The organism is Herbaspirillum sp. GW103 (genome assembly GCF_000261365.1).
Classification (GTDB): Bacteria; Pseudomonadota; Gammaproteobacteria; order Burkholderiales; family Burkholderiaceae_D; genus Herbaspirillum.
The window spans coordinates 75,060-100,113 of the sequence record NZ_AJVC01000005.1 but is presented as its reverse complement, the minus strand read 5'-3'; the positions used below and the strand labels follow the sequence as shown (position 1 = coordinate 100,113).

The window sequence follows — 25,054 nt, the reverse complement described above, 5'->3', positions numbered from 1 at the left end:
GGCCACTGTATTGCTGCACCCCCTGAGGTGTGCAGCAATACAGCAATACGGCAATACAGCAAATTACAGGCCAGCCGGCAGGGGCAGGCCCAGCCACTTCTGCGAGATGGCGTTGAGGCTGCCATCCTTCTTGGCTTCGGCCAGGATGGCATCGACCTTGTCCTGCAGCTTCTTCTCACCCTTGTTCAGACCGATGAAGCAAGGCGAATCCTTGATCAGGAACTTGGTCTCGGGCTTCTTGGGCGGGTTCTTGGCGATGATGGCGGCAGCCACCACGTTGCCGGTGGCCACCAGCTGCACCTGACCGGAGAGGAAGGAACTGATGGTGCTGTTGTTGTCCTCGTAGCGCTTCACGGTGGCCGAGGCGGGCACGATCTTGGTCAGTTCCAGGTCTTCCACCGAGCCACGGGTCACCGCAATGGTCTTGCCGGCCAGATCGGCTGCACTCTTGACGGGCAGGTCGGCCGGGCCGAAGACACCATTGAAGAAGGGAGCATAGGCAGTGCTGAAGTCGATCACCTTTTCACGCTCGGCATTCTTGCCCATGCTGGAGATGACCAGGTCGACCTTTTTGGTGGTCAGGTAGGGAATGCGGTTGGCGCTGGAGACCGGGATCAGTTCGACCTTCACGCCCATCTTCTTGGCGATCAGGGTGGCCACGTCAATGTCGAGGCCCTGCGGCTTGAGGTCGCTGTCAACCGAGCCGAACGGCGGGAAGTCGGCCGGCACCGCCACGCGCAGCGTGCCGTGCTTCTGGATATCGTCCAGGGCGTCGGCACGGGCGGCCGAAGCGGAGAACATCATGGCGCCGGCCATCAGGCCGAGCAGGAGTTTGGTCAGTTTCATAGCAGTTTCCCTTGGTTGACTACGTTGATGAGTGGCCCGTGCGATGCGCTGGCTAAGGCCGTTTGTTTTCCTGACGCGTTGGTCCGCTCTCGCCGGCGGCCCCCTGCCGCGAGACGGACGCCAGCGCCTGCCGCAGCGGTTCCAGCGGATCGCTGCTGCGCACCTGGGTGAGCCCTGATTCCACGTGTTGCAGGTGGTCCTGCATCAGTTGCTCCGCCTGTTCCAGATCGCCGCGCTCCAGCGCCTGGACGATCAATACATGTTCCGAACACGAATCCTCGGCCTGTTCCGACGACTGGTGCAGCATGGCCGTGAGCGTGGTGCGTGCGGTCAGGTCGCGCAGCGTCTCCGACAGCAGCGAGTTGCCCAGGCATTCGCACAGGCAGACATGGAAGTCGCCCAGCAGATAACTGCGTGCTCCCACGTCGGCCCCGGCAATGGCGGCCTCCTCGCGTGCAATGTGATCGCGCAGCTGGCCGATGGCCTGGGCACTGATGGGTCGCACACGCGCCTGGCGCAGCAGGCCCAGCTCGATCACGCGGCGCGCCTCGAAGGCTTCACGCGCTTGTTCGGCAGTCGGCTCGATGACGAACCAGCCGCGCCGCGCACTGACGGTGACGATGCCGCGCGCCATGAGCCGGGTCAGCGCTTCGCGTACCTGGGTGCGCGAGACGCTGAACAGGTCGGCCAGTTGCTGTTCGCCCAACCGGGTCCCCGGCGCCAGTTGCTTGGCGAGGATGGCCTCGGTGATGCGGACCGCAATCTGCGACGACGACTTGGCGGAAGGATCGATGCTCATGAGCTCTCATCAGCAAGTTGTGTGCCACGCTGATATACAAGATTGGCATACAACAAGCCGCGACGATTATTGGCGGCCAGAGGCCGATGTGGCAAGGGTTTGCGGCGGGTGTGGCAGCGTGGTCACGGTGGCATCGACAGCGCTGATGCGGTGCGGCAACACTCAAATGAAGGTTCAGGCATCGCTATTGCCTGCTTTTGGTGCGCCTGACCCCATTTCAGGCGGGCGCTGGCTGCCCCGCTTTTGTGCAGCGCGTTAGCTGATATGAAGGAAGTTGTCTGTTTTTGGCAGTGAATGGTGGCCCGGTCATCGCGGCAGTTCCCGGGCCTGCCATTTTTTCCACCGGCGGTGCATGCGCGCATGCCCGTCCTTGACCTGGCCGGCCAGGTAGCCCCGCGCGTAGGCGATGCTGGGTGCCAGGCGCGCCTGCTTCTGCTGCAGTTGCTGCAGCAGGGCATCGGCCACCACCAGGTCGTTCTGTAGTCCCAACTGTTCCTGCAGGCGCGACAGGGCCTTCAGGTAGGGCCGACTGCTCTTCTCCCCATACAGGGCCTGGAAGAATTCGATGTCATAGCGCATCTTCTTGGCCGCGATGCGGGTGCGGTGCCGGGCACGGTCGTTTTCTTCAAGATGTGCGCCGCGCTTGTTGAGTCGCTTTTCATCCCGTCGCAGCATCTGCCGCGCAAAACGCGAGAGTGTTTGTGCCAGGGCTTCCTGGGCGTCCTCATCGCGACCATCACGCCAGCCCGCCAGCAGCAGCCAGCGGCTGAACTGCAAGACCAGTGCGGTATAGCGCGGGGAGGCTACGGCTTGTACGGCATGCGCATGTTCCTTGCCGGCCTCCACCAGCGCCGCGTGGCGCACCCTTTCCAGATCGATGGCGCCGATGGCCTGCGGGGGCAGCTTGCCCAGCGTCTGGGTCGCCAGCACATCCCAGTCGCGCGCGTGGCCGATGGCTTGCGACACCCACTCGAATTCGGTCGCCAGGGAGGCCGGCAGAGCGATCACCTCATCAAACAGGGTGAAGGCCGAACGCAGGCGGCGCAGGCCCACGCGCATCTGGTGCAGGCGTTCGATATCGTGGCTGTCCTGGTCGGCGATGTCGTTGGCCTGGATCTGCTCCACACAATTGCCGAGCACGGCCAGGAAGGCCTGCTCCACCGTCATCTTGCGCGCCAGTCGCAGCGGCCTGGCGTGGCTGGCGGAGGAAACGGCGGCAAGGCCGTTCTGTTTTCGGATCGCCTGGTGGAACAGGCCATAGCCGCGCTGCGCCTTGCTCTGGATGCCGATGCGCAGCGGCAGGTCCTGCAGCAGTTGCAGGGCGAAGTCGAACAGGGCGCTGGCATTGCCCTCTTTGAGTTCGAGTTCGATCTCGCAGACCTGCGCCTTGAGGTCGCCGTGTTCCACCGTACCCTGGTCGAGCACGCATTCGACCTGCGTGCCCTCGTCCAGCACCAGGTCCCACACCATGCGCTGGATGCGGGTACTGAAGATGGGCGTGAGTTGCGCGGCGGTGCGCTCGGAGAAGATCTTCCTGGCCCAGTCGTCGTCGGAGGCGACCAGGTCGCGCAGCACCGGAAGGTCAGGCGCGTCACCTTCCACCAACGACTCCCATTCATTGCGCTGGTGCAGGCCGCCATGGACGCCACCGCCGGCCTTGAGGGTTTGAACAAATTCATTTCCGGTCCGGCGCACCCGCAGGCCGGCCTCGTTCTGGCGCAGCAGCAGGTCCGGCGTATCGAAGTAGGTACCGGTCTGGTCCTTGATGCGTGGTGCGGCCTGGGCATGGCGCTTGATCAGCGGATGACGGATGAAGGCCTTGGTGTGCTCGGGGGCGAGCAAGAGTTTCAGTTCGGTTTCCATGAGGCTTGCCGTATCGGTTGGAAGTAGGGCGCCGTCGGACTGAGTGGCGGCACAGCGTTTGAGCGGGCAAGTGGCACCTGGCGTTGCGCCATGTAGCGCGCGGGTGGTTTGCCCAGGGTTTTCCGGAACATGGTGATGAAAGCGCTCACCGAGTCATAGCCGAGATCCTGCGAAACACGCTGCACCGAGCGGCCCGAGGCCAGCCATTGCAGGGCCAGCATCAGGTGGATCTGGCGCCGCCAGCGGCCAAAGCTCATGCCGGTCTCGGCCTGTACGAAACGCGCGAAGCTGCGCTCGCTCATCGCATGGCGCTGGCCCCATTCGGCCACCGTGCTGCGATCGGCCGGATGCTCGGCCAGGTGACGCGCAATGGCGCGCAGGCGCGAATGCTGTGGCACCGGCAGATGCAGGGGCAGGGCGTGACGCTGGCTGTGTTCCAGTTCTTCCACCAGCACCGCCGCCAGGCGGGCGGTGCGTTCGTGCGGGGCGTAGTCCTGGCGCTGCTCGGCCAGGTGACAGATCATCTGCACCAGCAGGGGCGTGAGTGCCAGAGTACAGCACTGGTCCGGCATGCTGGCCGCCTGGGGCGCGATGAAGAGGAAGCACAGCTGCCCGTCCAGGGTGACCCGGTTGCTGTGCGGCATGCCCGGCGGAATCCAGACCGCCGATTGCGGCGGCACGATCCACAGGCCCAGGGCCGTCTCGCAGGTGACCGCACCATGCAGGGCCACCACCAGCTGGCCCTTGCGATGACTGTGGAAGGGCGTCTCGCGCTCATGCTGGCAGGTATGCACGCGCAGAGCCGTGACCGGCGCATCGAGACGGTCCGGATCATGGTCGATCAGGCTGGCGTAGAGAGTGGCCATGGTGAGCGGGGGTTGACCGTTTTTAGCAATAAGCTGGCATTGTAGCCAAATACGTGCAAGCGGCGATTGGCTAAGCTGGGTGCTCCCTGCTTTCGATCACTCTTTCTGCTTTCTTCAGGCCGGCCATGCACGCTACGCACCCCCCTCACGTTCGCCCCGTTCATCGTGGTCTCTGGCTCATTGCCGGCATCCTGCTCATCGCCGCCAACCTGCGCGCCCCGGTCACTGCCGTCGGGCCGGTGATGGGATTGCTGCAGCAGACCTTTGCCCTTTCAGCGGGTGCGGCAGGGCTGATGCTGACCCTGCCGCTGCTGTGTTTCGCCCTGGTGTCGCCCATGGCTGCCCGCGTGGCGCGCGCCCTGGGACTGGAACGCACGCTGTTACTGGCCCTGCTGCTGATCGCGGGCGGCATCGTGCTGCGTTCTTCCGGATCGCTGTTGGCCCTGCTGGCGGGCACCTGCATCATCGGTTGCGGCATTGCGGGTGGCAATGTGCTCTTGCCCAGCCTGCTCAAGCGTGACTTCCCCGATGACCTTACCCGGATGACGGCCATCTATGCGCTGACCATGGGCGCTGCCTCGGCGCTGGGCTCGGTCTGCGCAGTACCGCTGGCAGCCGGTCTGGGCTGGGCGTGGGCACTGGCCGCGTTCATCGCGCTGCCCGCACTGGCGATACTGGTCTGGCTGCCGCAATTGCGGCGTGATACGCGCCCGGCCACCGCTTCGATGCGAAGCGCGTCGATGTGGCGCCAGCCGCTGGCGTGGCAGGTCACGTTCTTTCTGGGCAGCAATTCGCTGGTGTATTACGTGGTGACGGCGTGGCTGCCCTCCATTCTCGCGGCCAACGGCCACAGTGCGGTGGAAGCGGGCAACCTGCACGGCCTGATGCAGCTGGCGTCGGCGTTGCCGGGAGTGTTGCTGGTCCCGCTGGGGCCGCGCATCCGCGATCATCGTCCGGTCGCCGTCGGCATGTCTGCCGCCACCGTCCTCAGCCTGGTCGGCCTGATGGCCTGGCCGCAGGCGTCCATCGTGTGGGTACCGCTGTTCGGATTCGGCACGGGGGCGGTGCTGATCCTGGGGCTGGCCTTCGTCGGCACGCGGGTATCGACGCCGCCGCAGGCCGCCGCGCTGTCGGCCATGGCGCAGAGTGTAGGCTATCTGCTGGCAGCAGCCGGGCCCATTCTCATGGGGCGGCTGCATGATGCCAGCGGGGGATGGACGCCGGTGCTGGCCCTGTGCGCCGGCGGGGCGGTGTGCATGGGCGTGCTGGGCTGGCTGGCGGGGCGGCCGGGGAGGGTGATCGGGGCGCAGGTGTAGAGGGTCGCTACGCGACTGGAAAAAGTCGGCGGCTTCGCCGATGATGGCGGCTGCATCGTGAACGGGTGACCTGATGGTCGCTGGTTCCTGGCCTTCCTGATCTGCGACGACTTGCTGGTAATGCCCACCATGATTGATTCTTTATTTTCTCCGGTAGACCTGTATTGCGAACGGATCGGTACTGCTTTCTGGGCGGAACCCGTGAACGCGATTTCCAATATTGCCTTCCTGCTGGCGGCGTATTTCCTGTGGTGCCTGCCGCTGCCGCAGGACCGCAGCACGATGGTGATGTCGCGGCTACTCACGCTGATGGTGGCCGTGATCGGTGTGGGCAGTTTTCTTTTCCACACCTTTGCACAGCGCTGGGCCTTGTTTGCCGATGTCATTCCCATTTCCATTTATCAGGTGTTGTTCCTGGCCTTCTACGTGCGCAAGGTGGCGCGCTGCAATTGGGCTGTGACGATGGGCTGGGTGCTGTTTTTCCTTGTGCTCACCTATGGCGTCGGCATGCTGCCGCAACAGTGGCTCAATGGATCGGTGGCGTCCTATGGATCGGCCTGGCTGTTCATCGGCGGACTCGGTCTGTATCACTGGCGCACGGGCAGGCATGAGCCCATGAGCCTGTTGCTGGCGGCGAGCTTGTTCACGCTGTCGCTGGTATTGCGGTCCATGGATATGGCGGTGTGCCCGACCATGAGCATCGGGACGCACATGTTCTGGCATGTGTTGAATGGGCTCGTGCTGTATCTGAGCACGCGGGCATTCATGAGCAATACGGATGCGGTCCCTCGACCCTAGGGGCGTGCTCTCCCTTTGAGCGATCCCCCCTTGTAAGGCACCCGCCCCGACGGCACCACCACGGCCGCCTTCTGCACATGTCCTTCCTGGTCGTCAAAGAACATGTGCGCGCCGAAGGCCTGCAAGACCTCGGCCTTGTTCAGCCCGCCCAGGAAGAAGGCCTCATCGACCGTCACGTTCCAGGTGCGCAGGGTATGGATCACGCGCTGGTGCGCCGGGCTGTTGCGCGCGGTGACGATGGCGATGCGCACCGGACACTGTTTGGGCGGAAACTGTTTCTGGATCGCCGACAAGGCCAGCAGCAGCTTGGCAAACGGACCTTCCTTCATGGCCTTCTTGCGATGGCGCTGCTCGTGCCGCGCAAAAGCCTCCAGCCCCTTCTCCGCAAAGATGCGTTCGGACTCCGCCGAGAACAGCACGGCATCCCCATCGAAGGCGATGCGGATCTGCTTGTCCGGCGCGCTGTAGTCCAGCGGGGCGGCATACAGCTGGGCAGCCGCTACCCCGGCATCAATGGCTTCCTGTACGTCGCCGGTGTCGCGCGAGAGGAACAGGTCGATCTTGAAGGCTTGCAGATAGGGCGCAGTCGGCCCGCCCCCGGTGAAGGCGGCGCGGCTGATGTCGAGCTTGTGGGCGGCAATGGCGTTGAAGGCGCGCAGGCCGGTGTCGGGCGTATTGCGCGAGATGACCACCACCTCCACCAGACGACGTTCCGGGATCAGTTCGTTGAGTTGCAGCAGCGCCTTGACCAGCGGGAAGGCCGTGCCGGGTTGCAACGGATCGTTCTCGTGGTCGCGCTGGTATTGCGCATAGGCATCCACGCCCTGCTCGTCGTAGATGGCGTTCTCCACTTCGAGATCGAAGAGGGCGCGCGAAGAAATTCCGATAACGAGCTTGTCCGAGAGATCGTAAGGCATGCGGCACACATCCGTGGCAGGAAAGCCCTGATTGTAGAGCCCCCGGCCCGCCCACGCAGCTTTCGCGCAGATATTCGTATTCTTGATGTCTGGAGCGAACTGCTGCATATATCACCTCAATTTCCGTCATCAGTCGACAAAATTTGCCAAACGAGGCTGTTACTCCGCGTAAAGAGAAAAAATCGGATTGCCCAGCTCAAAATAAATTTGTATGATGACCGGATAACTTTACGACAACGACCGCGAGACAGCATGTTTCAGAAGATCCCCGCCCAGGCGCTCAGCGACACTGTGGCCAGGCAATTGCTGGAAAACATCGACGCCGGGGCCTTCCCCCGGGGCAGCAAGCTGCCCACCGAGGCGGTGCTGGCGCAACAGTTCGGTGTGAGCCGCACGGTGGTGCGTGAAGCCATTGCGCGCCTGAAGCATGAGGGCGTGGTCGAGCCGCGTCAGGGTAGCGGTGTTTTCGTGACCGAGCAGGCGGGGATCAAGCCGCTGCGTATCGATTACACCGAGGTCAGTTCGCCCGACGCGGTGCTGCAGATCGTCGAGCTGCGCCGCGCCATCGAAGCCGAGGTCGCCGCGCAGGCGGCCAAGCGCCGCAACGACGACGACTTGCAGGCCATCGAGGCGGCGCTGATGCAGATCGGTGTGGATGTCGCCGCAGGCGGTGATGGCGTGGCCGCCGATGTGGCCTTCCATCGCGCACTGGCACAGGCCACGCGCAATCCGTACTTCATCAAGACGCTGGAGTTCCTGTCCCAGTATCTGGAGGCGGCCACGGCGGTGACGCGTGGCAATGAAGCGCGGTATGAGGATTTCTCGCGCCAGGTGCGCGAAGAACATGAGGCCATCGTCGCGGCCATTCGCGCCGGTGATGAAATGGCGGCCCGCAATGCCGCCCAGACCCACATGTTCAATGCGGCACGGCGCTTGAGCCAGGGACAGTCCTGAAGAGAGTGTCCCGGCTTGAACGGCAGCAAATGATTTAAATGTTCTAAACGATTTAAACGATTTATAAGTTTTACGAAATTTTGAAATTCTGACGCCGGCCTCTGCCGGCGTTGCATCATCAACCCGGCGCAATGTTCTGCCCGTCAAGAGCGGCAGCGGCGTCATCAATGCGGAGGCAATTATGTCCAGGAATGTAGGTGTGATCGGTTTGGGAGCCATGGGTTATGGCGTGGCCAGCTCGCTGTTGCGTGCCGGTTTCAATGTGCATGCCTGCGACGTGCGCAAGGAAGTCCTGGACAAGTTCGCCGCCGCCGGTGGCGTGGCCTGCGCCAATCCGGCCGAGCTGGCCGGCAAGGTCGATGTGGTCATCACCCTGGTGGTCAATGCCGCCCAGACCGAGATGGTGCTCTTCGGTGAGAACGGTGCCGTCTCCGCCATGAAGCCGGGCAGCGTGGTCATCTCCAGTGCTACCGTGGCGCCGGACTTCGCCGTCGAACTGGGCAAGCGCCTGGCCGACAAGGGCCTGCTGCTGCTGGACGCGCCCGTTTCCGGTGGCGCTGCCCGCGCCGCTTCCGGCGAGATGACCATGATGACCTCCGGCCCCGCCGAGGTTTACGCCAAGATCGAAGACGTGCTGGCCGGCATGGCCGGCAAGGTCTATCGCCTGGGCGACACGCACGGCATCGGCTCCAAGGTCAAGATCATCAACCAGCTGCTGGCGGGCGTCCACATCGCTGCCTCCGCTGAAGCCATGGCACTGGGCCTGCGCGAAGGCGTCAATCCGGATGCACTGTATGACGTCATCACCCACAGCGCGGGCAATTCGTGGATGTTCGAAAACCGCGTGCCGCACATCTTGAACGGCGACTACACCCCGCTGTCGGCCGTGGACATCTTCGTCAAGGACCTGGGCCTGGTGCTCGATACCGCCCGCCGCAGCAAATTCCCGCTGCCGCTGTCGGCTGCTGCACACCAGATGTTCATGATGGCTTCCACCGCCGGTCATGGCGGCGAGGATGATTCGGCCGTCATCAAGATCTTCCCCGGCATCGACCTGCCGCCGGCCAAGTCCAAGTGATCCAGCGTCGTCCCTGCATCTGAATCGAGGAGTTTTCATGTCCACATCCCGTCCCTTGCTCGGTTGTATCGCCGATGACTTCACCGGTGCCACCGACCTGGCCAACATGCTGGTCCGTGGCGGCATGCGCACCGTGCAGACCATCGGCGTGCCCAGTGAAATGCCGGCCGTGGCGGCCGATGCGCTGGTGATCGCGCTCAAGTCGCGCACCATTGCCGCTACTGAGGCCATCGAGCAATCGCTGGCAGCACTGCGCTGGCTGCAGCAGCAGGGCTGCACGCAGTTCTTCTTCAAGTACTGCTCCACCTTCGACTCCACCGACGAAGGCAACATCGGTCCGGTGACCGATGCGCTGATGAAGGAGCTGGGCGTGGACTTCACCATTGCCTGCCCGGCCTTCCCGGAAAACGGCCGCACCCTCTATCGCGGCTACCTGTTCGTGGCCGATGCGCTGTTGAATGAATCGGGCATGGAGAACCATCCGCTGACTCCGATGACCGATGCCAACCTGGTCCGTGTATTGCAGCGCCAGACCGACTCCAAGGTCGGGCTGGTGCGCTACGACACCGTGGCGCGCGGTGCGGCGGCCACGCAGGAGCGCTTCACTGCGCTGCGCGGCGAAGGCGTGAAGATGGCCATTGCCGATGCCGTCTCCGACAAGGACCTGTTCACCCTGGGCGAAGCCTGCGCGGAACTGAAGCTCATCACCGGTGGTTCCGGCGTGGCCCTGGGCCTGCCCGAGAACTTCCGCCGCGCCGGCCTGCTCACTGCCGCCGGTGAAGCCGCGCAACTGCCCAAGGTCGATGGCCTGTCGGTGGTGCTGGCCGGTTCCGCCTCCAAGGCGACCAATGCGCAAGTGGCCGAATGGAAAGCCAAGCGTCCCGCCTTCCGCATCGATCCGCTGGCCCTGGCCCGTGGTGAAGACGTGGTGGCACAGGCGCTGGCCTTCGCTGATGAGCACATCAAGAACGAGCCGGTGCTGATCTACGCGACCGCCACCCCCGACGAAGTCAAGGCGGTGCAAAAGGAGCTGGGCGTGGCCAAGGCCGGTCACCTGGTCGAACAGGCACTGGCATCGATTGCCGCAGGTCTCAAGCAACGTGGCGTGCGCCAGTTCGTGGTGGCCGGTGGCGAGACTTCCGGTGCGGTGGTGCAGGCGCTGGACGTGCGCGCCCTGCGCATCGGCCCGCAGATCGATCCGGGCGTGCCGGCGACCGCCACGCTGGATGAGCAACCGGTGGCGCTGGCCCTGAAGTCGGGCAATTTCGGCAGCGTCGATTTCTTCGAGAAGGCACTGCGCTATCTCGACGGGAAGACGGCATGAGCCGCAACACCAACGAAAGCGCCCTGCGCGAAGAGATCTGCCGCATCGGCGCTTCTCTCTACCAGCGCGGCTATACCGTCGGTTCGGCCGGCAACATCAGTGCGCGCCTGGATGACGGCTGGCTGATCACGCCGACTGATGCCTGCCTCGGCTTCCTCGATCCGGCGGCCATCGCCAAGGTCAACGCGGCCGGCGAATGGGTCTCGGGCGACAAGCCTTCCAAGACCCTGGTCCTGCATCGCGCCATCTACGACAACAATCCCGAGATGCACGCGGTGGTACATACGCACTCCACACATCTGGTGTCGCTGACCATCAATGGCGTCTACAGCGAGCAGGATGTATTGCCGCCCATCACGCCGTATTACGTGATGAAGGTCGGTCACATCCCGCTGATCCGCTATGCCCGTCCGGGTGCGCCGGAAGTGGCCGAGCAGGTGGCAAAGATCGCCACGCAGGTGCGCGGCGTGCTGCTGGAGCGGCTCGGTCCGGTGGTGTGGGAAAGCTCGGTCTCCAAGGCCGCTTTCGCACTCGAAGAGCTGGAAGAAACCGCCAAACTGTGGCACCTGGCCGGTGGCCGTGCCACGCCGCTGGAAGAGCCCGCGCTGCAGGATCTGCGCGACACCTTCAAGGCGCGCTGGTAGCAGTAGCGATAGCGCTCAGGCAGCTTCAGCAACCCATAGCAACAACGCGTCATGGCGGCCGATGTTGGCCCGCCATGCCCCGCTTGCGCCCAACGGAAGGTGGTGGGTGCAGCCAAGCCGGCACCAGACCGGCCAATCAATGCCGGCCTTCGTATCGTTCCGAAAAGAGCGGTACGCGGGTCCGATTGAATCCATAAATTGCCCGTCAGACCACGGGCACCAAGCAACCAGCGGCCGTGCATAGACAGCCGCGACACTCTTCGGGAGATGTAACACCATGACCACCGCAAGCACTACCGGCGTCGGACTCGACGTCAATGACAAATCCAAGGACGGACTGTACAAGAAAGTCTTCTGGCGCATCATGCCGTTCCTCATGCTGTGCTACGTGATCGCTTATCTGGATCGCGTCAACGTCGGCTTCGCCAAGCTGCAGATGTCGCAGGACCTGGGCTTCTCCGAGACCGTCTTCGGTCTGGGGGCAGGTCTGTTCTTCATCGGCTACTTCCTCTTCGAAGTGCCCAGCAACATCCTCATGCACAAGGTCGGCGCGCGCATCTGGATCGCCCGCATCATGATCACCTGGGGCATCCTGTCGGCGGTCTTCATGTTCGTGCAGAACGCCACGCAGTTCTACATCCTGCGCTTCCTGCTGGGCCTGGCTGAAGCCGGTTTTTATCCTGGCATCATCCTCTACCTGACCTACTGGTTCCCTTCGCACCGTCGTGCCAAGGTGATCGCGGTCTTCATGTCCGGCATTCCGGTGGCCGGCATCCTGGGCAACCCGCTGTCGGGCTGGATCATGGATGCCTTCCATCACAATGGTGGACTGGAAGGCTGGCAGTGGATGTTCCTGATCGAAGCGATCCCGGCCGTGCTGATCGGCGTGGCCACGATCCTGTATCTGGACAACGACGTCAAGAGCGCCAAGTGGCTCTCCGACGAAGAAAAGGCCAGCCTGCAAGCCGATATCGATGGCGACGCCAAGGGCAAGGAAAGCAAGCACGGCTTCGGCGCCATCGTCAAGGATGCGCGTGTCTGGCTGATGTGCCTGATCTACTTCTCCTTCGTCATGGGCCAATACGGCCTGACACTGTGGATGCCGACCCTGGTCAAGGCCACCGGCGTGAAGGGCAACCTGGAAATCGGCTTGCTGTCGGCCATTCCGTTTGGCTGCGCCATCGTGGCGATGAACCTGATCGGCCGCAGCGCCGACCGCATGCGTGAGCGTCGCTGGCACCTGGTGATTCCGGCCTTGATGGGCGGCGTGGGCTTCGTCGGTGCAGCACTGTTCGCCGACAACACCGCCATCTCGATCGCTTCGCTGTCGCTGGCCGCAGCCGGCGTGCTGACCTGCGCACCGCTGTTCTGGTCGCTGCCGACCGCCTTCCTGTCGGGTGCGGCGGCGGCCGTCGGTATTGCCGCCATCAACTCGGTGGGCAACCTGGCCGGTTTCGTCAGTCCCTACCTGATCGGTTACCTGAAGGACCTGACCCACAACAACGCTACCGGCATGTACATGCTGGCGGTGATGCTGGTGGTGGGTTCGATTGCCACCCTGGCTACCAAGCCGGGCATGGTCAACAAGTAATGTGATGTCCCGTTCAAAGCCCGCATGCCTGTGCCTGCGGGCTTTGACGTTTTCTGCACCTTCTGCCGGTGTGGGCGCGCGCAAGCGTGTTCGCGCTACACTGGCTCCCTCGTTACCAAGGAGAATCCGATGCTGCGTTTTGCCGCCAACCTGAGCATGATGTATGTGGAACACGATTTCCTGGATCGCTTCGCCGCCGCCGCCAAGGATGGCTTCTCCGGCGTCGAGTTCCTGTTCCCCTACGACTACCAGCCTGAAGAGATCAAGTCCCGCCTGGAGGCCAATGGCCTGACCCAGGCGCTGTTCAACGCGCCCCCGGGCGACTGGGCCGCCGGTGAGCGCGGCATCGCCTCGCTGCCGGGCCGCGAGGACGAATTCAAGCGCAGCATCGAGACTGCGCTGAAGTACGCCTCCGTCATCGGCAACAAGACCTTGCACGTGATGGCCGGCCTGATCAAGCCCGAGCAGGACCGTGCACGCCACCGCGCCGTGTATCTGGACAACCTGTCCTATGCCGCGCACCAGGCCGAATCGGCTGGCCTGACCGTGGTGATCGAGCCGATCAACACGCGCAACATTCCCGGCTTCTTCCTCAATCGCCAGGACGATGCGCAAGCCATCTGCGCCGAAGTGGGCGCGCCCAATTTGAAGGTGCAGTTCGACTGCTACCACTGCCAGATCGTCGAAGGCGACGTGGCCGTGAAGTTGAAGCGCGACATGCCCGGCATCGGTCACATCCAGATTGCCGGTGTGCCCGAGCGCCACGAGCCGGATGTGGGCGAGCTGAACTATCCGTATCTGCTCAAGCTGATCGATAGCTTGGGTTACCAGGGCTGGATCGGTTGCGAATACAACCCGGCGGGGGCGACCTCTGCGGGATTGGGATGGTTGAAGGCGCTGGCTGAGCAAGGCCTGACCACGCTCAAGAAGTGAAGGCTGGACGGCTCCGGAACCGGAGCTGCCTGAGATGTGAGAATGCCGTCCGGTGTTGCGCCGGACGGCATTTTCTTTGATGGGGCAGGACTCAAGCGCAGATCTGGTTGCCTTGTTTTCGGCTCTTGGTGGCGCGCGTCGTGCCGGGCTTGTTCACCGGTGCCCTCTTGGTGATGGCGGCGCGTCGCGGTGTCGGTTTCTTTGTCGCAGGAGATTGGCCTGACGATTTCTCTGCGGTGCCGGATCGTTTGGTTTTGCGCGCCCCTTGAGGTGCGGCAATGCTCAAGCGCAGGTCGAGTGCCCCGAGTAAGCGAAGGACGGTGCCCAGCCTGGGCTCCGCACCCGGCTTGAGGGTCTTGTAGAGGCTTTCACGCCCCAAGCCTGCTTTTCCAGCTACCTCCGCGATACCCTGCGCGCGGATGACGTCATTGAGTGCGGCCATCAGGAAGTCAGGATCGTTCTCTTCGAGCGCAGTCTGCAGATAGGCTGCCATGGTCTCTTTGCTGTCGAGATAGTTGGCAGGATCAAAGGTAGAAACGTGCAGATCCTTGTTGCTAAGTTTTCGGCTGGTCATGGTGACTCCCTTGATATCCCGGTCAATGTCATGATTTCTTCAATTGATTCCATAATTCCCTTGCGGCCGCGATATCGCGCGCCTGGGTGGATTTGTTCCCCCCGCATAGCAAGAGATAGGTCACTTCGGCCTCTCTTGCAAAATAGACGCGATATCCGGGTCCGTAATTTATCCGCATTTCGCTGACGCCATCGCCAACTGGTTCGCAGTCACCGAAATTGCCCTGGCTGGCACGCCAGATACGAGCCAGGATACGCGCTCGCGCCTGCGGATCCTTCAGGCGGGTCAGCCACGACTGAAACTTGCCTGTTTCCTTGATGATGTACATGGGGAGCGATGGAAGCATTGTATGCGATATCGCTCAGGATTGTATCCACTTGGATACAATAGGCCCGAATCACTCTCTTTTATTGCGTTCAATATCGTGAATTGACGAGCCTTCCTGCATGCGATGGAAGGACTTATGTGCGGAAGATGAGTGGCGTTGAAAGCGTTCCGAAAAGGTCAGAACAAATCAATTTCCCCACCCACCGGCTTGGCCTGCAGCTTGGACGCATATTCACGTTCACGGCTGGCCAGATCGGCAGCGGCATCCTTGATCTTCTTGACCAGCACCTTGCCCGTGCGCGGAAAGAAATGCACCTTGCGCGGCCAGATGTCGTTGAGGTCCTCGGCCACCACGCGGATCTTCTCGGCCGAGAGATAGTTCTTGACGAAGGCGGCATTGCGCTCGCCCACGTTCATGGCGTTCATGCCGCGCAGCACCGCGCCGCCGCCGAAGACCTTGCATTCCAGGTTCTCGCGCCGGGCACCGGCCTTGAGGACGTCGTTGATCAAGACTTCCATGGCATAGGTGCCATAGCGCATGGAGGCCGAAACCGGGCTGTCGGCCTCGCCGCCGCCATCGGGCAGCATGAAGTGATTCATCCCGCCCACACCGGTGACGCGATCACGCAGGCAGGCCGACACGCACGAGCCCAGCACGGTCACGATCATCATGTCCTCGCCGGTATAGAAATATTCGCCCGGCAGGATCTTGGCGGTGTCGCAATTGAAGGCCCGGTCGTGATACCGATACGACGCGAAATTCTCCGGCTTGTTGATGACGGTCTGCATGCGGGCCCCTGATGGATTTTCTCCGCGTCCCGGTGAGGGACGGTGAGTGTTGATTGTTCCTGCATTGTCAGCCAGGCATGGTGGTGCCGATATCGGGGAATTCCCTATCCGGAAACCGGCCTGCATGGGCCCGGTGGCAGCATCGTCAGGCCAAAAGACAGGGCACTGCCCGTCAGCAGGCCCTGACGGCGGTTTCAGCTGTTCTTTTGGTCATGCGAATATGAAGTTTTGTTGGAAAAACCGGGAGCCGGTGCAAGCCGGTCCATCCATGGCTCATGGCCGCTGGGCAGTACAGGGTAGCGGCAGCGCCAGCAGGCTGGGCCAGGCGCGGTCCCAGTCGCTTTCGTGCGCCATGTCCGGCACGATCGTCAGTGCGGCGCAGCGTCCCACCCGGTCGACATAGCTGCGCGTGATGGCGGTGGGGACGACGGTATCGTCGGCACCGCTCACATGTCGTTGCGGGATGCCTGCCACCCGGGATGCGACATCGATGGCATTGAGCGAGCCGGGCATCTGCGAGACGGCATGCCAGCGATTGACGGCCACATGATCGAGATTGCCGGCCACGGTGCGAATGGCGCTGACATCCTTGCGTCGCGCCGCCAGCAGTACGGCGAGGGCGCCGCCTCCCGAATATCCCACCAGTTCCAGCCGCGCCGGTTGCAGGCGCGTGACATAGTGGCTCAGAGCCTCATCCATGGCACTGACCACTTCCGGGGAATAGCGCAGGCCGGTCCAGTAGGCCGGCTGGCATGCGGGATTGCGCGCCATCGGCGTGAACTGGCAGGGGCGCGCCAGGTACACCACATCACCACCATCGCTGGCGGCCAGCCGCAGCCCCATGGCCGTGTGCGGGGTCGGATCGGGCGAGACCTGGTTGCGGGTGATCCAGGCGCGGCCGTCGCCCTCCAGATAGACGCGCAGCAGGGGCGCGTTGGGGCGGGCGTGGACATAGGCCGTCAGCAGGAAAGGACCACCCTGAACCTGCTCGCGTTGCAGGCCGGCGGGCGCAGCCAGTGCATCGGCGCGCTGCACCAGGTCGGTGGCGCAGCCGGTCAGCAGGGCGATGCTGGTGAGGGTGAGGACAAGGTGTCGGAACCGGAGCAGGGATGGGAGGCGCATCGCGCGATTGTCGCCGGACTGGAATCGGCCCGCAAGCCTTCGCTGCGGGCCGGGTCTCATGCGGCAGGGGGGGATGCGGTATCAGAACAGCCAGCCTGCGCGGGCGGTGAGCTGGTGTATCAGCGCGCTCCTGGATGGGTGAGGTGCCAGGGTAATCCGGAGTGAACGGGGCTTTTTGTCCCTCGGTGTGGTCTTTCTGATAATCTCCAGTCCTAACAAGACGCTGACCATGTAAAGAACAAGGGGAGAACAAGAATGAAAAGCTTCGTCATGCAGGCGGGGGCTGGCCATGGATAAGTCGGTATGGGGCTTCCTGCTGCCGCAATGGGACGGTTCGGCCTATGGCGGGCTGCAATGGCTGTTTGCGTTGCTATTGCTGGTGGTCGTGATCGTGCTGCCGCTGCTGCTGGCGCGCAATGCCCGTCCATTGCACTGGCAAGCGCGCCTGGCCGGGCTCACGGGCGAGCGAGGGCTTTTGCCGCCGACCACCACTCCGGAGCAATTGAGCCAGGCCGTGGCCACCGCCCCGGAACGCTGGGCCGCCGTGATGCCGGGGCTGATCCTGATGCTGGGATTGCTGGGCACTTTCGTGGGGCTGGGGCTGGCGCTGACTGCCACCGCGGATATACTCAGTGCGCAAGCTGCGCCGGGCGCACTGGCGGCCGTCATCGATGCGCTGGGCAGCAAGTTCAAGATTGCGGCGTGGAGCATGCTGGCGTTTCTGATCCTGAAGTCATGGATGACGCTGCGTGCGCACGAGCAGGCACGTCTGGCGTGGTGCATGGCCAAGCTCAAGGAGGTGGCGGCTACGGCGGAGCAAGAGCAGGTGCGTCAGCAGGCGGCAGATCTGCAGCGCCTGGTCGAGGCCATCACGCAGAGCGGACAGGCTCTGCTGGCTGCACAACAGGCCGAGGCGCAACGGGCGCATCTGCGTCATGGCGAGTGGATGGAGGCGCTGCAGCGCCAGTCCGGGCGTTCTTCCTGAGGTTGTGATGAGGGAATCCGATCACGAGTGGATTGCCGCCACGGGCCTGATGGCGGCGCTGGCGGGGGTATTGATCGTGCTGCTGGCGGTGAGCCGGGCAGGTGGGCCGACGCTTGCACAGGTGCGGGCCGAGGCGACGCCGGTGGCGGCATCTCCGGCATCTCCAGCGCCCCCGGCACCTTTGCCGGCCGCTGCGGCCATCCCGTCTGCGCCTGCTGCGGGGGCTGAACCCGTTGCGCCGCCGGCTGCACCCACGGTGGCTGCCCGGCGCGAAGCTGACGGTCCCGGGTTGACGGTCGTCCTGCGCCAGGTGCAGACCGTGTTTGCGCAGCAGGGGGCGTCCAGGCTGGTAGCGGTGGATACCGAGGCTGGCAAGATCACCTTGAAGGAAGGAGCGTTCCGTCGTGGCAGTGCATGCGTGGAACCTGAAGCGCGGGCGGCTTTTGCGCAGGTCGAGGAGCGCATTGCGGAGTATCTGCAGCAGCATCCGGCGGGGCGCATCTATGTGGAAGGGCATACGGACGACAAGCCGGTGAAGGCACCGGTGACCGATGTGCGTGCGTATTGCACGGTCTACGATGACAACTTCACGCTCTCGGCGGCGCGTGCGCGCGAGGCACGCTTGCTGCTGATCGGACGCAGTGCACCGGAAGCGGCGCGCCGGGTGATCGTGGCGGGGTATGGGGATTCACAGCCGCTGCCGGGATTGCCGGCCAGTGATGAGCGCAACAGGAGGGTGGAGGTGCGGTTCGTCAATGGGGGGGAGAAGAATTGAGCTGATCAGCTCATCGTGAGCGCATCCGCTTCTCATTGCGTTATAGATGAACAATCTCAAACTTCCGCGATGTGCACTGCAGTTTCAAGCTGTTAACTTCTGTGCCCTCTTCATTGTTCAAGGGGCGAATATGCGCAGAGGTTTGATGTTGTTGGTGCTGGTAGCTGCTGTTGCCGGATGTAGCGATCCGAAGACGGCCAACGAAAGCAATTTCAAGGTGGCGATTCAGCAGCATCTGGATGTGGTTTATCCGCGTTGCTATCTAACGGTCAAATTCCCGTTTTCATCGCGAAGTGATTGGTTGAATACCTCCAGGCAATTGGATGCACTGGTCAGCGTCGGCGTGGTGAGTGCGACGGATGCAGGTAACAAGGAAAAAACCTATGAGCTCACCGAACTCGGCCGGAAGTTCTACAAGCAAGATGCCGTCAAGGGACTCTCTGGTGATTCTCACGGGGGATTCTGCTTCGGCAAGGCGACGGTCACAGCGGTGAAGCAGTTCAGCGAGCCGGGTGATATTCTCGGGCACAAACTCTCGCGTGTGAACTACGAGTACAGCGTCAGTGACCTGCCTGATTGGGCACAAAGCGAGCAGGTTCAAGCGCAATTCAAGGAGCTGAAGGCTGATGCGGGATCCAGGGACAAGCCGCTCAAGGCGATGGATACCGTTTTATTGACCAACAAAGGATGGGTGCACGAAAAGCAATTCCGTCAATGAAGTGTTGTGCGCCTGAGCTTGCGGGTGGGCATGTCGGGAAGGAAGAGACGGCGAGGCGCTCAGAGTGCTGCGCGTTGTAAGCAGCGGCTCTCGGGCCTCGCAAGTTTTGGTGGCCGCAGCACGCTTATGAAGTGCGGAGTGCATCAAGCCACGGATTCCAGTCTCGGAAATGAAAAACGCCAGCCGGTGAGGGCTGGCGTTTTTGCTGAAACATTCTTGGTGGCCCGGGGCGGAATCGAACCACCGACACAAGGATTTTCAATCCGATACTCTATTTCCTATCAGCAACGCCGTAAAAATACCCTGAATTGCAGATATGCTCACTAGTCTTCACCTGACGTTTCCAGAAGCGCAATGCCCCGAATTTTCATCGGGGCATTTTTTTAATTTTTGAAAACGCACACTGCTTAAAGTCAAAAGCAAGTGAGCACTTTGCCCAAATCACATTTCACTACGGCGAGGAAGCAAATCCTGCTCAACGAGCCTTATTTCAATGGAGGTAGCCACCTTGATGTGCTCCTCGTTTTGAACCGAAAAGGGCTCATCCAAGATACTGACGACGATAGTCCCTTTTTGCTTCCCAGTGCTGTCCTCAACGGGAATCAATTCCTGCGCTTCAGGAACCTGAGAAGCTTTAATTACTTTGGGAAGATAAAGCATCCAACCGACACCTGGTCGATCATCAAATACCTTATGTATGACATCGTACGGAGGATCGGTGATGGAAATGAACGGTGCAGGCCATATTGCTAATAATCCCTTGATTACCTGAACCATTCTCGACTTATCCATTAGAACCGGTACAGACGTAGATTGCAGGCTAAAAGAAGATTTCGAAGGATATTCACGCACGGCCAAAGTGTGATTCATCAAAATAGAGCCCTCTTCCAAGACTCCATTCCAGATGACCATTGACCTAACATCCTTCTCCTCCCGCTCCTTATCTTTCTCTTTGAAAATTGCGATAGCAGCGTTAGACGGGCCATCATCCTCGAACGCGTGATTTCTTAATGCGTTTTCTGGACTATCTGCCGGAGGGCACCAATCAGCTATAGGCAAGCCAACTTGATCCAATAAAATAGCCGTGCGCCATAGCGGATTCAACTGCCCAGCAACATCCGGAAGCACGTTTTGGTCGTAACGATAAGTAAACTTAATGTCCATGAGTGTTAGGGCATATAGATTGAATTGATGCGAATAAGACCATCATCTGTAAATGCGCTCTTCATGCTGAGGTACATAGTCTTTTCCATGAAATACCAGTTCAACGCGGCAGGAAAACTTACGCTAACGATACGATGTTGTGCTCTAGCTTGTTCCATCAATTTTTCATATTTTCCACTCAGTACGTACCAGACTTTGGGTCGTAGAGTCTTCTCATCAAAGAAGTTTGTGTACTGCGCTTTGGCTTCTTGGAGCAAGCATTTTTCTGGTTGAAAGCCATCAAAATCTCGGTTTTCATAATTCCATTCAGTTCCCGGCGCATAACCCGTAACCCTAGCCTGATACTCCCGCGAGACATCAGACATACTGTAATTTGGATGTGACAGGAAACCATTCATCGGAGGACAGTCTCTGCACTTCTCTTTCGACAGCGTTGTAACCTCCGCTTTTGATAATTCCGAGTTTTGAGCTTGCTCTGCACGTTTATTGCGTTCTAGGATGGCAGCGGTTCCAACACCAGCCGCACCCAAACCGAGCCACGTGAGGACTTCCCCAACTAATGGAATCGCTGGTAAGGCTACCATTCTCGGCTCCTCTCTTCTCGTTGCTTAACCGTACTGCCTAAATGCCGCAACACGGATTTCATTTCATCCAGACGCTGTTCAGGGGAGCCACCGGATTTATTCAGATAGCGTTGTGTCTCTGGGCGTTCAAATAACTTTGGGTAGTCAGCAGACACGTACATCATGTAAATGAGGTGTCCTGTAGACGTGAATCCGAGATTAAGGCCATTGTCGTATGCAGATTGCATACGCAAGATAACCTCGCTACGCCCTGGATTGCCGAGCATATCTTCACGTTCAGAAAGAAATTCATCGGCAACAGCAGCGATGAAATTCTGAATATCGCTAGCGAGGAATTTTTTATATTGATCTTCAGTGAGTGTCAGCATGATGACGGCCGATGTGAACACGGCGACTGTTAAGCAGCAAATGCCACTCAACGATTTCGTAGTCTTCGCTTGTTATAAGGCGGGATTGCTCATCAAACCGCGATCAGACTGACTGCTAACTGCTGAGTTCCAAAACCTGCATCAAGAGGCAGGCAAGTATCCTCAAAGTCGATCTCGTGAAGACGAATTGTGGTTGGTATTTAGTCTCGACGCCAGAATTGCTGGCGCCCCCTGATTTAAGGCACAGCCAGGGCACGACGATGATTAATTTCATCATAGTGGCCCCACCCAACTTGTCGACACATATCCACACGTGACCATTCGATGCCGGTAACGTATGTTATTCGCGGGTCGATGGCAAGGCTGAAAGCAGCCATATCGGAAAGATGTTCGGGGAGTTCGTGAATTAGCGCTTATGCGATTCGAGGAGGGGATAAGGCTAATCGGAACCAGCAGCCGCGAGCAGACGGGTTTCTGCAGCAGAAACGAAAAACGCCAACCCGAAGGTTGGCGTTTTCTATAACTTGGTGGCCCGGGGCGGAATCGAACCACCGACACAAGGATTTTCAATCCTCTGCTCTACCAACTGAGCTACCAGGCCAAGACGGACAAGTATAGACACTTTAAGAAATTATGCAAGTCCTTTTTGAAAAATAGTTTCCGCCACCCCGTTTATAATCGCCAGCATGACTACCCAAGCACACACCCATTCCTCTTCGCCGGCCGCGGCTGGCACTGACATCTGCATCGTCGGCGACGGCGCGGTCGGCAAGACGGCGGCGCTGGGGCTGGCCCAGGCGGGCTTCAAGGTGACCCTGCTCGCCCCTCCGGCCAAGTCCGCTGCCCCCGATCCAGCCAGCTGGGACGTGCGTGTCTACGCACTCAACCATACCGCGCACCGCCTGCTGTCTTCCCTGCGCGTCTGGGATGCCATGGATGGCGCACGCATCGCGCCCGTGGACAACATGACCGTGCAAGGCGACGGCCTGCCCGAAAAGGCCAGTCCCGGCCTGCTCTCCTTCGATGCCTACGCGGCCCGCACCGATGCCCTGGCCTGGATCGTCGAGGATCGCAATCTGGACCAGGCGCTGGACGCGGCCCTGCGCTTCGCGCCCAATGTGCGCTTGGCGCAAGGCCGCGCCACCGCGCTGACCGTGTCCGAGCAGTCCGCCACCCTGACGCTGGAGTCCGGTCAGCCCCTGTCGGCCGCGCTGGTGGTCGGCGCCGATGGCGCCAACTCCTGGGTGCGCGGCCAGTGCGATATCGGACTCGATTACCGCGCCTACGGACAGAACGCCATCGTCACCAACTTCTCCTGCGAACTGCCCCATCGCGGTGTGGCCTATCAATGGTTCAGCCCTACCGACGGCGTGATCGCACTGTTGCCACTTCCCGGCCAACGCGTCTCGCTGGTCTGGTCCGCACCGCAGGCGCTGGCTGACCAGCTGTTGCAGCTGCCGCTGTCGGCCCTGGCCGAACGCCTGGCCCAGTGGGCCGCACCGGTGCTGGGGGCGCTTGCCCCGCTACAGCCGGAAGTGGCCAAGGCCTTCCCGCTGCGCCTGATCAAGCCGCACGCGATGATCGCCCCGCGCGTGGCCTTGATCGGCGACGCCGCCCATGTGGTGCACCCCATGGCCGGCCATGGCATGAACCTGGGCTTCGGCGATGTGGCCGCACTGATCGATATCCTGCTCAAGCGCGAGCCGCAGTACGACTGTGGCCACGAGCGCGTATTGCGACGCTATGCCCGCGCCCGCAAGGAAGAAGTGCTGCTCATGCAGATCGCTACCGACGGCCTGCATCGCCTCTTCTCCACCGAGGCCGAGCCGGTGCGCCTGGTGCGCAACATCGGCATGAGCCTGGTCAACCATCTGCCCCTCCTGAAACGCCGCCTGATTGCCCACGCGCTGGGGCAGTAAGAGAGGGCGATTTCAGGTAAGGTAGGGCCTCTGGTGAAGCACGACAGCATCGATGCGCGTCTTTGCCAGCAAGACAGCTTCCCCCGACTTTGTTGATAGACATGTGCAACCCCAGTTCCGGCGCGGCTTTGCGGCCGATGTTCCGAAGATTGGAAGCGCGTTTGATTTGAATCAGGATGAGTATGAAAAATTTTTTGACCGCAGGTGCGAGCTCCTTGCGCCATCTGAGCATGGCAGCATGTCTGCTGGCATCCACCCTCGTGGGCGTGACCGCCCATGCGCAAACCGGGGCCGCCGACAGCACCGAGGCCACCATCAAGAAACTGATTGAACCGCGCCTGGGCAAGGATGCCAAGGTCGAGTCCGTCACCAAGACCCCCTACGCCGGCCTGTATGAAATCCAGGTCGACGGCGACGTCATCTATACCGATGCCAAGGCCCAGTACCTCTTCATCGGCCGCGTGGTCGATTCGCAGACCTATCGCGACTACACCAAGGAAAAGATCGATTCGCTGAACCAGGTGCCGTTCTCGGCGCTGCCGCTGGACAAGGCCATCAAGACCGTCAAGGGCAATGGCAAGCGCGTCATCGCCATCTTCGAAGATCCCAACTGCATCTACTGCAAGCGCCTGCACAAGACCCTGCAGGAAGTGGACAACATCACCTACTACACCTTCCAGTACAACATCCTCTCGCCGGACTCCATCGTGAAGTCGCGTAACATCTGGTGCGCGCCCAATCCGAGCAAGGCATGGAACGAATGGATGCTCAACGGCAAGGAAGTTCCGGCGGCCCCGGCCTCCTGCAATGCACCGCATGAAGAAGTGCTGGCGCTGGGCAAGAAGCTCAAGGTCACCGGTACACCGACCATCTTCTTCACCGATGGCTCGCGCATCCCGGGTGCAGTCGATGCCAAGGGACTGGAACAGAAGCTGTCCTCGCTGAAGTAAGCAGATAAAGCAAAGGGCGCTCGCATGGCGGGCGCCCTTCGTTCATCCGTGCTTTGCTCTGCAGGGGCTTACTTCCCGGTATGCAGTTCCATCATGGCCTGTTCGAACTTGCCCTGCACCAGTAGAGGGATGACGTTCAGACTCTTGTCCAGCGCCTCGTTGATCAGCGCCTGTTCTTCTTTGCGCGGCCGATGCAGCACGAAGTCGGCCACTGGTTGTTGCAGCCCCAGCGTACGCGGGTGACCGATGCCCAGGCGCAGCCGCCAGTAGTCCTGGGTGCCGAGGGCGGCGGTGATGTCCTTCAAGCCATTGTGCCCGCCCGAGGAACCGCCTTTCTTGATCTTGGCCACGCCCGGTGGCAGATCCAGTTCATCATGCACCACCAGCACTTCGTCCGGATTGATCTTGTAGAAACGCGCCAGTGCGCCCACCGACTGGCCCGATCGGTTCATGTAGGTCTGTGGTTCCAGCAGCCAGACTTCGTTGCCGGCGATGCTGGTCTTGCCCGCCAGCGCGTTGAAGCGCTGCTCGCGCGCCAGGCGCACCGGGCCGGCGAGGTTGTCGACCAGCCAGAAGCCGGCATTGTGGCGGGTTTGTTCGTATTCCGGGCCGGGGTTGCCGAGACCGACGATGAGGCGGATGGACATTGTGCAAAAAGACGAGGACGCGCAGTGCGAAAGCGTCGATTATCCCGGCTTTGCGGCCGCGCGTCCAATCCGCGCGTGGCCGGGTATGACCCCATGAAGCCCATGCGGCCTCGCTTCGGAGTGCCATCGGGCAATGTCAAGATTGGCTTGGCTGGCCGAATTGCGTATCATCCAACGCTTGTTTTTCCTTACTGCATAAACGC

The 25,054-nt window shown here is 61.3% G+C and carries 26 protein-coding genes and 1 tRNA gene; 13 read left to right on the top strand and 14 right to left on the bottom strand.

The genetic code is table 11. The features are described from left to right. Nucleotides 1-63: 63 nt before the first annotated feature. From GWL_RS17625 to GWL_RS17610, 4 genes are all read right to left on the bottom strand, one after another. The gene (locus GWL_RS17625; RefSeq protein ID WP_008332732.1) at nt 64-846 is read right to left on the bottom strand and encodes a transporter substrate-binding domain-containing protein; all 783 of its coding nucleotides are present in this window, start codon (nt 844-846) and stop codon (nt 64-66) included. A gap of 52 nt (nt 847-898) precedes the next feature. Then, a complete protein-coding gene (locus tag GWL_RS17620) occupies nt 899-1,645 on the bottom strand; it encodes a GntR family transcriptional regulator (protein ID WP_008332731.1) in 747 nt (248 codons plus the stop codon). 306 nt (nt 1,646-1,951) lie between these two features. After that, nucleotides 1,952-3,508 (bottom strand): CYTH and CHAD domain-containing protein, encoded by a 1,557-nt coding sequence (locus tag GWL_RS17615; protein WP_008332729.1) that lies wholly within the window; start codon nt 3,506-3,508, stop codon nt 1,952-1,954. Continuing rightward, a complete protein-coding gene (locus tag GWL_RS17610; RefSeq protein WP_008332728.1) occupies nt 3,493-4,374 on the bottom strand; it encodes a helix-turn-helix domain-containing protein in 882 nt (293 codons plus the stop codon). Before GWL_RS17610 ends, GWL_RS17615 begins: the two co-directional genes overlap by 16 nt. Nucleotides 4,375-4,499: 125 nt before the next feature. Here GWL_RS17610 and GWL_RS17605 point away from each other — a divergent pair, with 125 nt between their 5' ends. Both GWL_RS17605 and GWL_RS17600 read left to right on the top strand, forming a co-directional pair. Then, nucleotides 4,500-5,690, top strand: a complete 1,191-nt coding sequence (locus GWL_RS17605) for an MFS transporter (protein WP_008332726.1) — start codon at nt 4,500-4,502, stop codon at nt 5,688-5,690. Between the two features lie 120 nt (nt 5,691-5,810). Further along, complete coding sequence (locus tag GWL_RS17600; protein WP_034351356.1) at nt 5,811-6,488, top strand: ceramidase domain-containing protein; 678 nt, start codon at nt 5,811-5,813, stop codon at nt 6,486-6,488. Here GWL_RS17600 and GWL_RS17595 read toward each other — a convergent pair. Then, nucleotides 6,485-7,405: a 5'-nucleotidase gene (locus GWL_RS17595; protein ID WP_008332721.1), complete on the bottom strand. Its 921-nt coding sequence runs from the start codon at nt 7,403-7,405 to the stop codon at nt 6,485-6,487. The genes GWL_RS17600 and GWL_RS17595 overlap by 4 nt on opposite strands. Before the next feature lie 252 nt (nt 7,406-7,657). Here GWL_RS17595 and GWL_RS17590 point away from each other — a divergent pair, with 252 nt between their 5' ends. From GWL_RS17590 to otnI, 6 genes are all read left to right on the top strand, one after another. Next, nucleotides 7,658-8,359 carry a FadR/GntR family transcriptional regulator gene (locus GWL_RS17590; RefSeq protein WP_008332719.1) on the top strand — a complete coding sequence of 234 codons (702 nt, stop codon included), beginning with the start codon at nt 7,658-7,660 and terminating at the stop codon, nt 8,357-8,359. Nucleotides 8,360-8,540: 181 nt separating this feature from the next. Continuing rightward, the gene (gene ltnD / locus GWL_RS17585) at nt 8,541-9,437 is read left to right on the top strand and encodes an L-threonate dehydrogenase (protein WP_034351352.1); all 897 of its coding nucleotides are present in this window, start codon (nt 8,541-8,543) and stop codon (nt 9,435-9,437) included. 37 nt (nt 9,438-9,474) lie between these two features. Further along, nucleotides 9,475-10,761: a 3-oxo-tetronate kinase gene (gene otnK, locus GWL_RS17580; protein ID WP_008332716.1), complete on the top strand. Its 1,287-nt coding sequence runs from the start codon at nt 9,475-9,477 to the stop codon at nt 10,759-10,761. Then, the gene (locus tag GWL_RS17575) at nt 10,758-11,405 is read left to right on the top strand and encodes an aldolase (RefSeq protein WP_008332714.1); all 648 of its coding nucleotides are present in this window, start codon (nt 10,758-10,760) and stop codon (nt 11,403-11,405) included. The genes otnK and GWL_RS17575 overlap by 4 nt, the downstream gene beginning before the upstream one ends. A 277-nt stretch (nt 11,406-11,682) precedes the next feature. Further along, nucleotides 11,683-12,996: an MFS transporter gene (locus GWL_RS17570; RefSeq protein ID WP_008332712.1), complete on the top strand. Its 1,314-nt coding sequence runs from the start codon at nt 11,683-11,685 to the stop codon at nt 12,994-12,996. Nucleotides 12,997-13,125: 129 nt separating this feature from the next. Beyond that, nucleotides 13,126-13,929 carry a 2-oxo-tetronate isomerase gene (gene otnI, locus GWL_RS17565; protein WP_008332711.1) on the top strand — a complete coding sequence of 268 codons (804 nt, stop codon included), beginning with the start codon at nt 13,126-13,128 and terminating at the stop codon, nt 13,927-13,929. A 91-nt stretch (nt 13,930-14,020) separates the two neighbouring features. Here otnI and GWL_RS24120 read toward each other — a convergent pair whose 3' ends face one another. From GWL_RS24120 to GWL_RS17545, 4 genes are all read right to left on the bottom strand, one after another. Beyond that, complete coding sequence (locus GWL_RS24120; RefSeq protein ID WP_008332709.1) at nt 14,021-14,503, bottom strand: addiction module antidote protein; 483 nt, start codon at nt 14,501-14,503, stop codon at nt 14,021-14,023. Between the two features lie 28 nt (nt 14,504-14,531). Continuing rightward, nucleotides 14,532-14,831 carry a type II toxin-antitoxin system RelE/ParE family toxin gene (locus GWL_RS17555; RefSeq protein ID WP_008332707.1) on the bottom strand — a complete coding sequence of 100 codons (300 nt, stop codon included), beginning with the start codon at nt 14,829-14,831 and terminating at the stop codon, nt 14,532-14,534. 176 nt (nt 14,832-15,007) lie between these two features. Next, the gene (gene cheD / locus GWL_RS17550; protein WP_008332701.1) at nt 15,008-15,619 is read right to left on the bottom strand and encodes a chemoreceptor glutamine deamidase CheD; all 612 of its coding nucleotides are present in this window, start codon (nt 15,617-15,619) and stop codon (nt 15,008-15,010) included. Nucleotides 15,620-15,892: 273 nt separating this feature from the next. Beyond that, nucleotides 15,893-16,741 (bottom strand): alpha/beta hydrolase, encoded by an 849-nt coding sequence (locus GWL_RS17545; protein WP_008332690.1) that lies wholly within the window; start codon nt 16,739-16,741, stop codon nt 15,893-15,895. A gap of 289 nt (nt 16,742-17,030) precedes the next feature. On the opposite strand from GWL_RS17545, the gene GWL_RS17540 reads away from it, so the two are divergent. The 3 genes from GWL_RS17540 to GWL_RS17530 are packed head-to-tail and all read left to right on the top strand — an operon-like array spanning nt 17,031 to nt 19,219. Continuing rightward, nucleotides 17,031-17,726, top strand: coding sequence for a hypothetical protein (locus GWL_RS17540; protein WP_008332689.1), 696 nt, complete (start codon nt 17,031-17,033; stop codon nt 17,724-17,726). A 7-nt stretch (nt 17,727-17,733) separates the two neighbouring features. After that, nucleotides 17,734-18,501 (top strand): OmpA family protein, encoded by a 768-nt coding sequence (locus GWL_RS17535; RefSeq protein ID WP_008332686.1) that lies wholly within the window; start codon nt 17,734-17,736, stop codon nt 18,499-18,501. A gap of 46 nt (nt 18,502-18,547) precedes the next feature. After that, nucleotides 18,548-19,219 carry a hypothetical protein gene (locus tag GWL_RS17530; protein ID WP_050978149.1) on the top strand — a complete coding sequence of 224 codons (672 nt, stop codon included), beginning with the start codon at nt 18,548-18,550 and terminating at the stop codon, nt 19,217-19,219. Nucleotides 19,220-19,660: 441 nt separating this feature from the next. Here GWL_RS17530 and GWL_RS17525 read toward each other — a convergent pair whose 3' ends face one another. From GWL_RS17525 to GWL_RS17510, 4 genes are all read right to left on the bottom strand, one after another. Beyond that, nucleotides 19,661-20,383: an immunity 52 family protein gene (locus GWL_RS17525; protein WP_034351350.1), complete on the bottom strand. Its 723-nt coding sequence runs from the start codon at nt 20,381-20,383 to the stop codon at nt 19,661-19,663. A 5-nt stretch (nt 20,384-20,388) separates the two neighbouring features. Then, complete coding sequence (locus tag GWL_RS23950; RefSeq protein ID WP_237713596.1) at nt 20,389-20,967, bottom strand: Tox-REase-5 domain-containing protein; 579 nt, start codon at nt 20,965-20,967, stop codon at nt 20,389-20,391. Next, nucleotides 20,961-21,335, bottom strand: a complete 375-nt coding sequence (locus GWL_RS17515) for a hypothetical protein (RefSeq protein WP_034351433.1) — start codon at nt 21,333-21,335, stop codon at nt 20,961-20,963. Before GWL_RS17515 ends, GWL_RS23950 begins: the two co-directional genes overlap by 7 nt. 525 nt (nt 21,336-21,860) lie before the next feature. Further along, a tRNA-Phe gene (locus GWL_RS17510) sits at nt 21,861-21,936 on the bottom strand. Between the two features lie 85 nt (nt 21,937-22,021). Here GWL_RS17510 and GWL_RS17505 point away from each other — a divergent pair. Together GWL_RS17505 and GWL_RS17500 are read left to right on the top strand one after the other, a co-directional pair. After that, complete coding sequence (locus tag GWL_RS17505) at nt 22,022-23,254, top strand: UbiH/UbiF family hydroxylase (protein WP_008332682.1); 1,233 nt, start codon at nt 22,022-22,024, stop codon at nt 23,252-23,254. Between the two features lie 182 nt (nt 23,255-23,436). Beyond that, nucleotides 23,437-24,204 (top strand): DsbC family protein, encoded by a 768-nt coding sequence (locus tag GWL_RS17500; protein ID WP_008332681.1) that lies wholly within the window; start codon nt 23,437-23,439, stop codon nt 24,202-24,204. Between the two features lie 68 nt (nt 24,205-24,272). Here GWL_RS17500 and pth read toward each other — a convergent pair whose 3' ends face one another. Then, entirely contained in the window at nt 24,273-24,851 is a 579-nt protein-coding gene (gene pth, locus GWL_RS17495) for an aminoacyl-tRNA hydrolase (RefSeq protein WP_008332680.1), read from the bottom strand. Between the last annotated feature and the right edge of the window lie 203 nt (nt 24,852-25,054).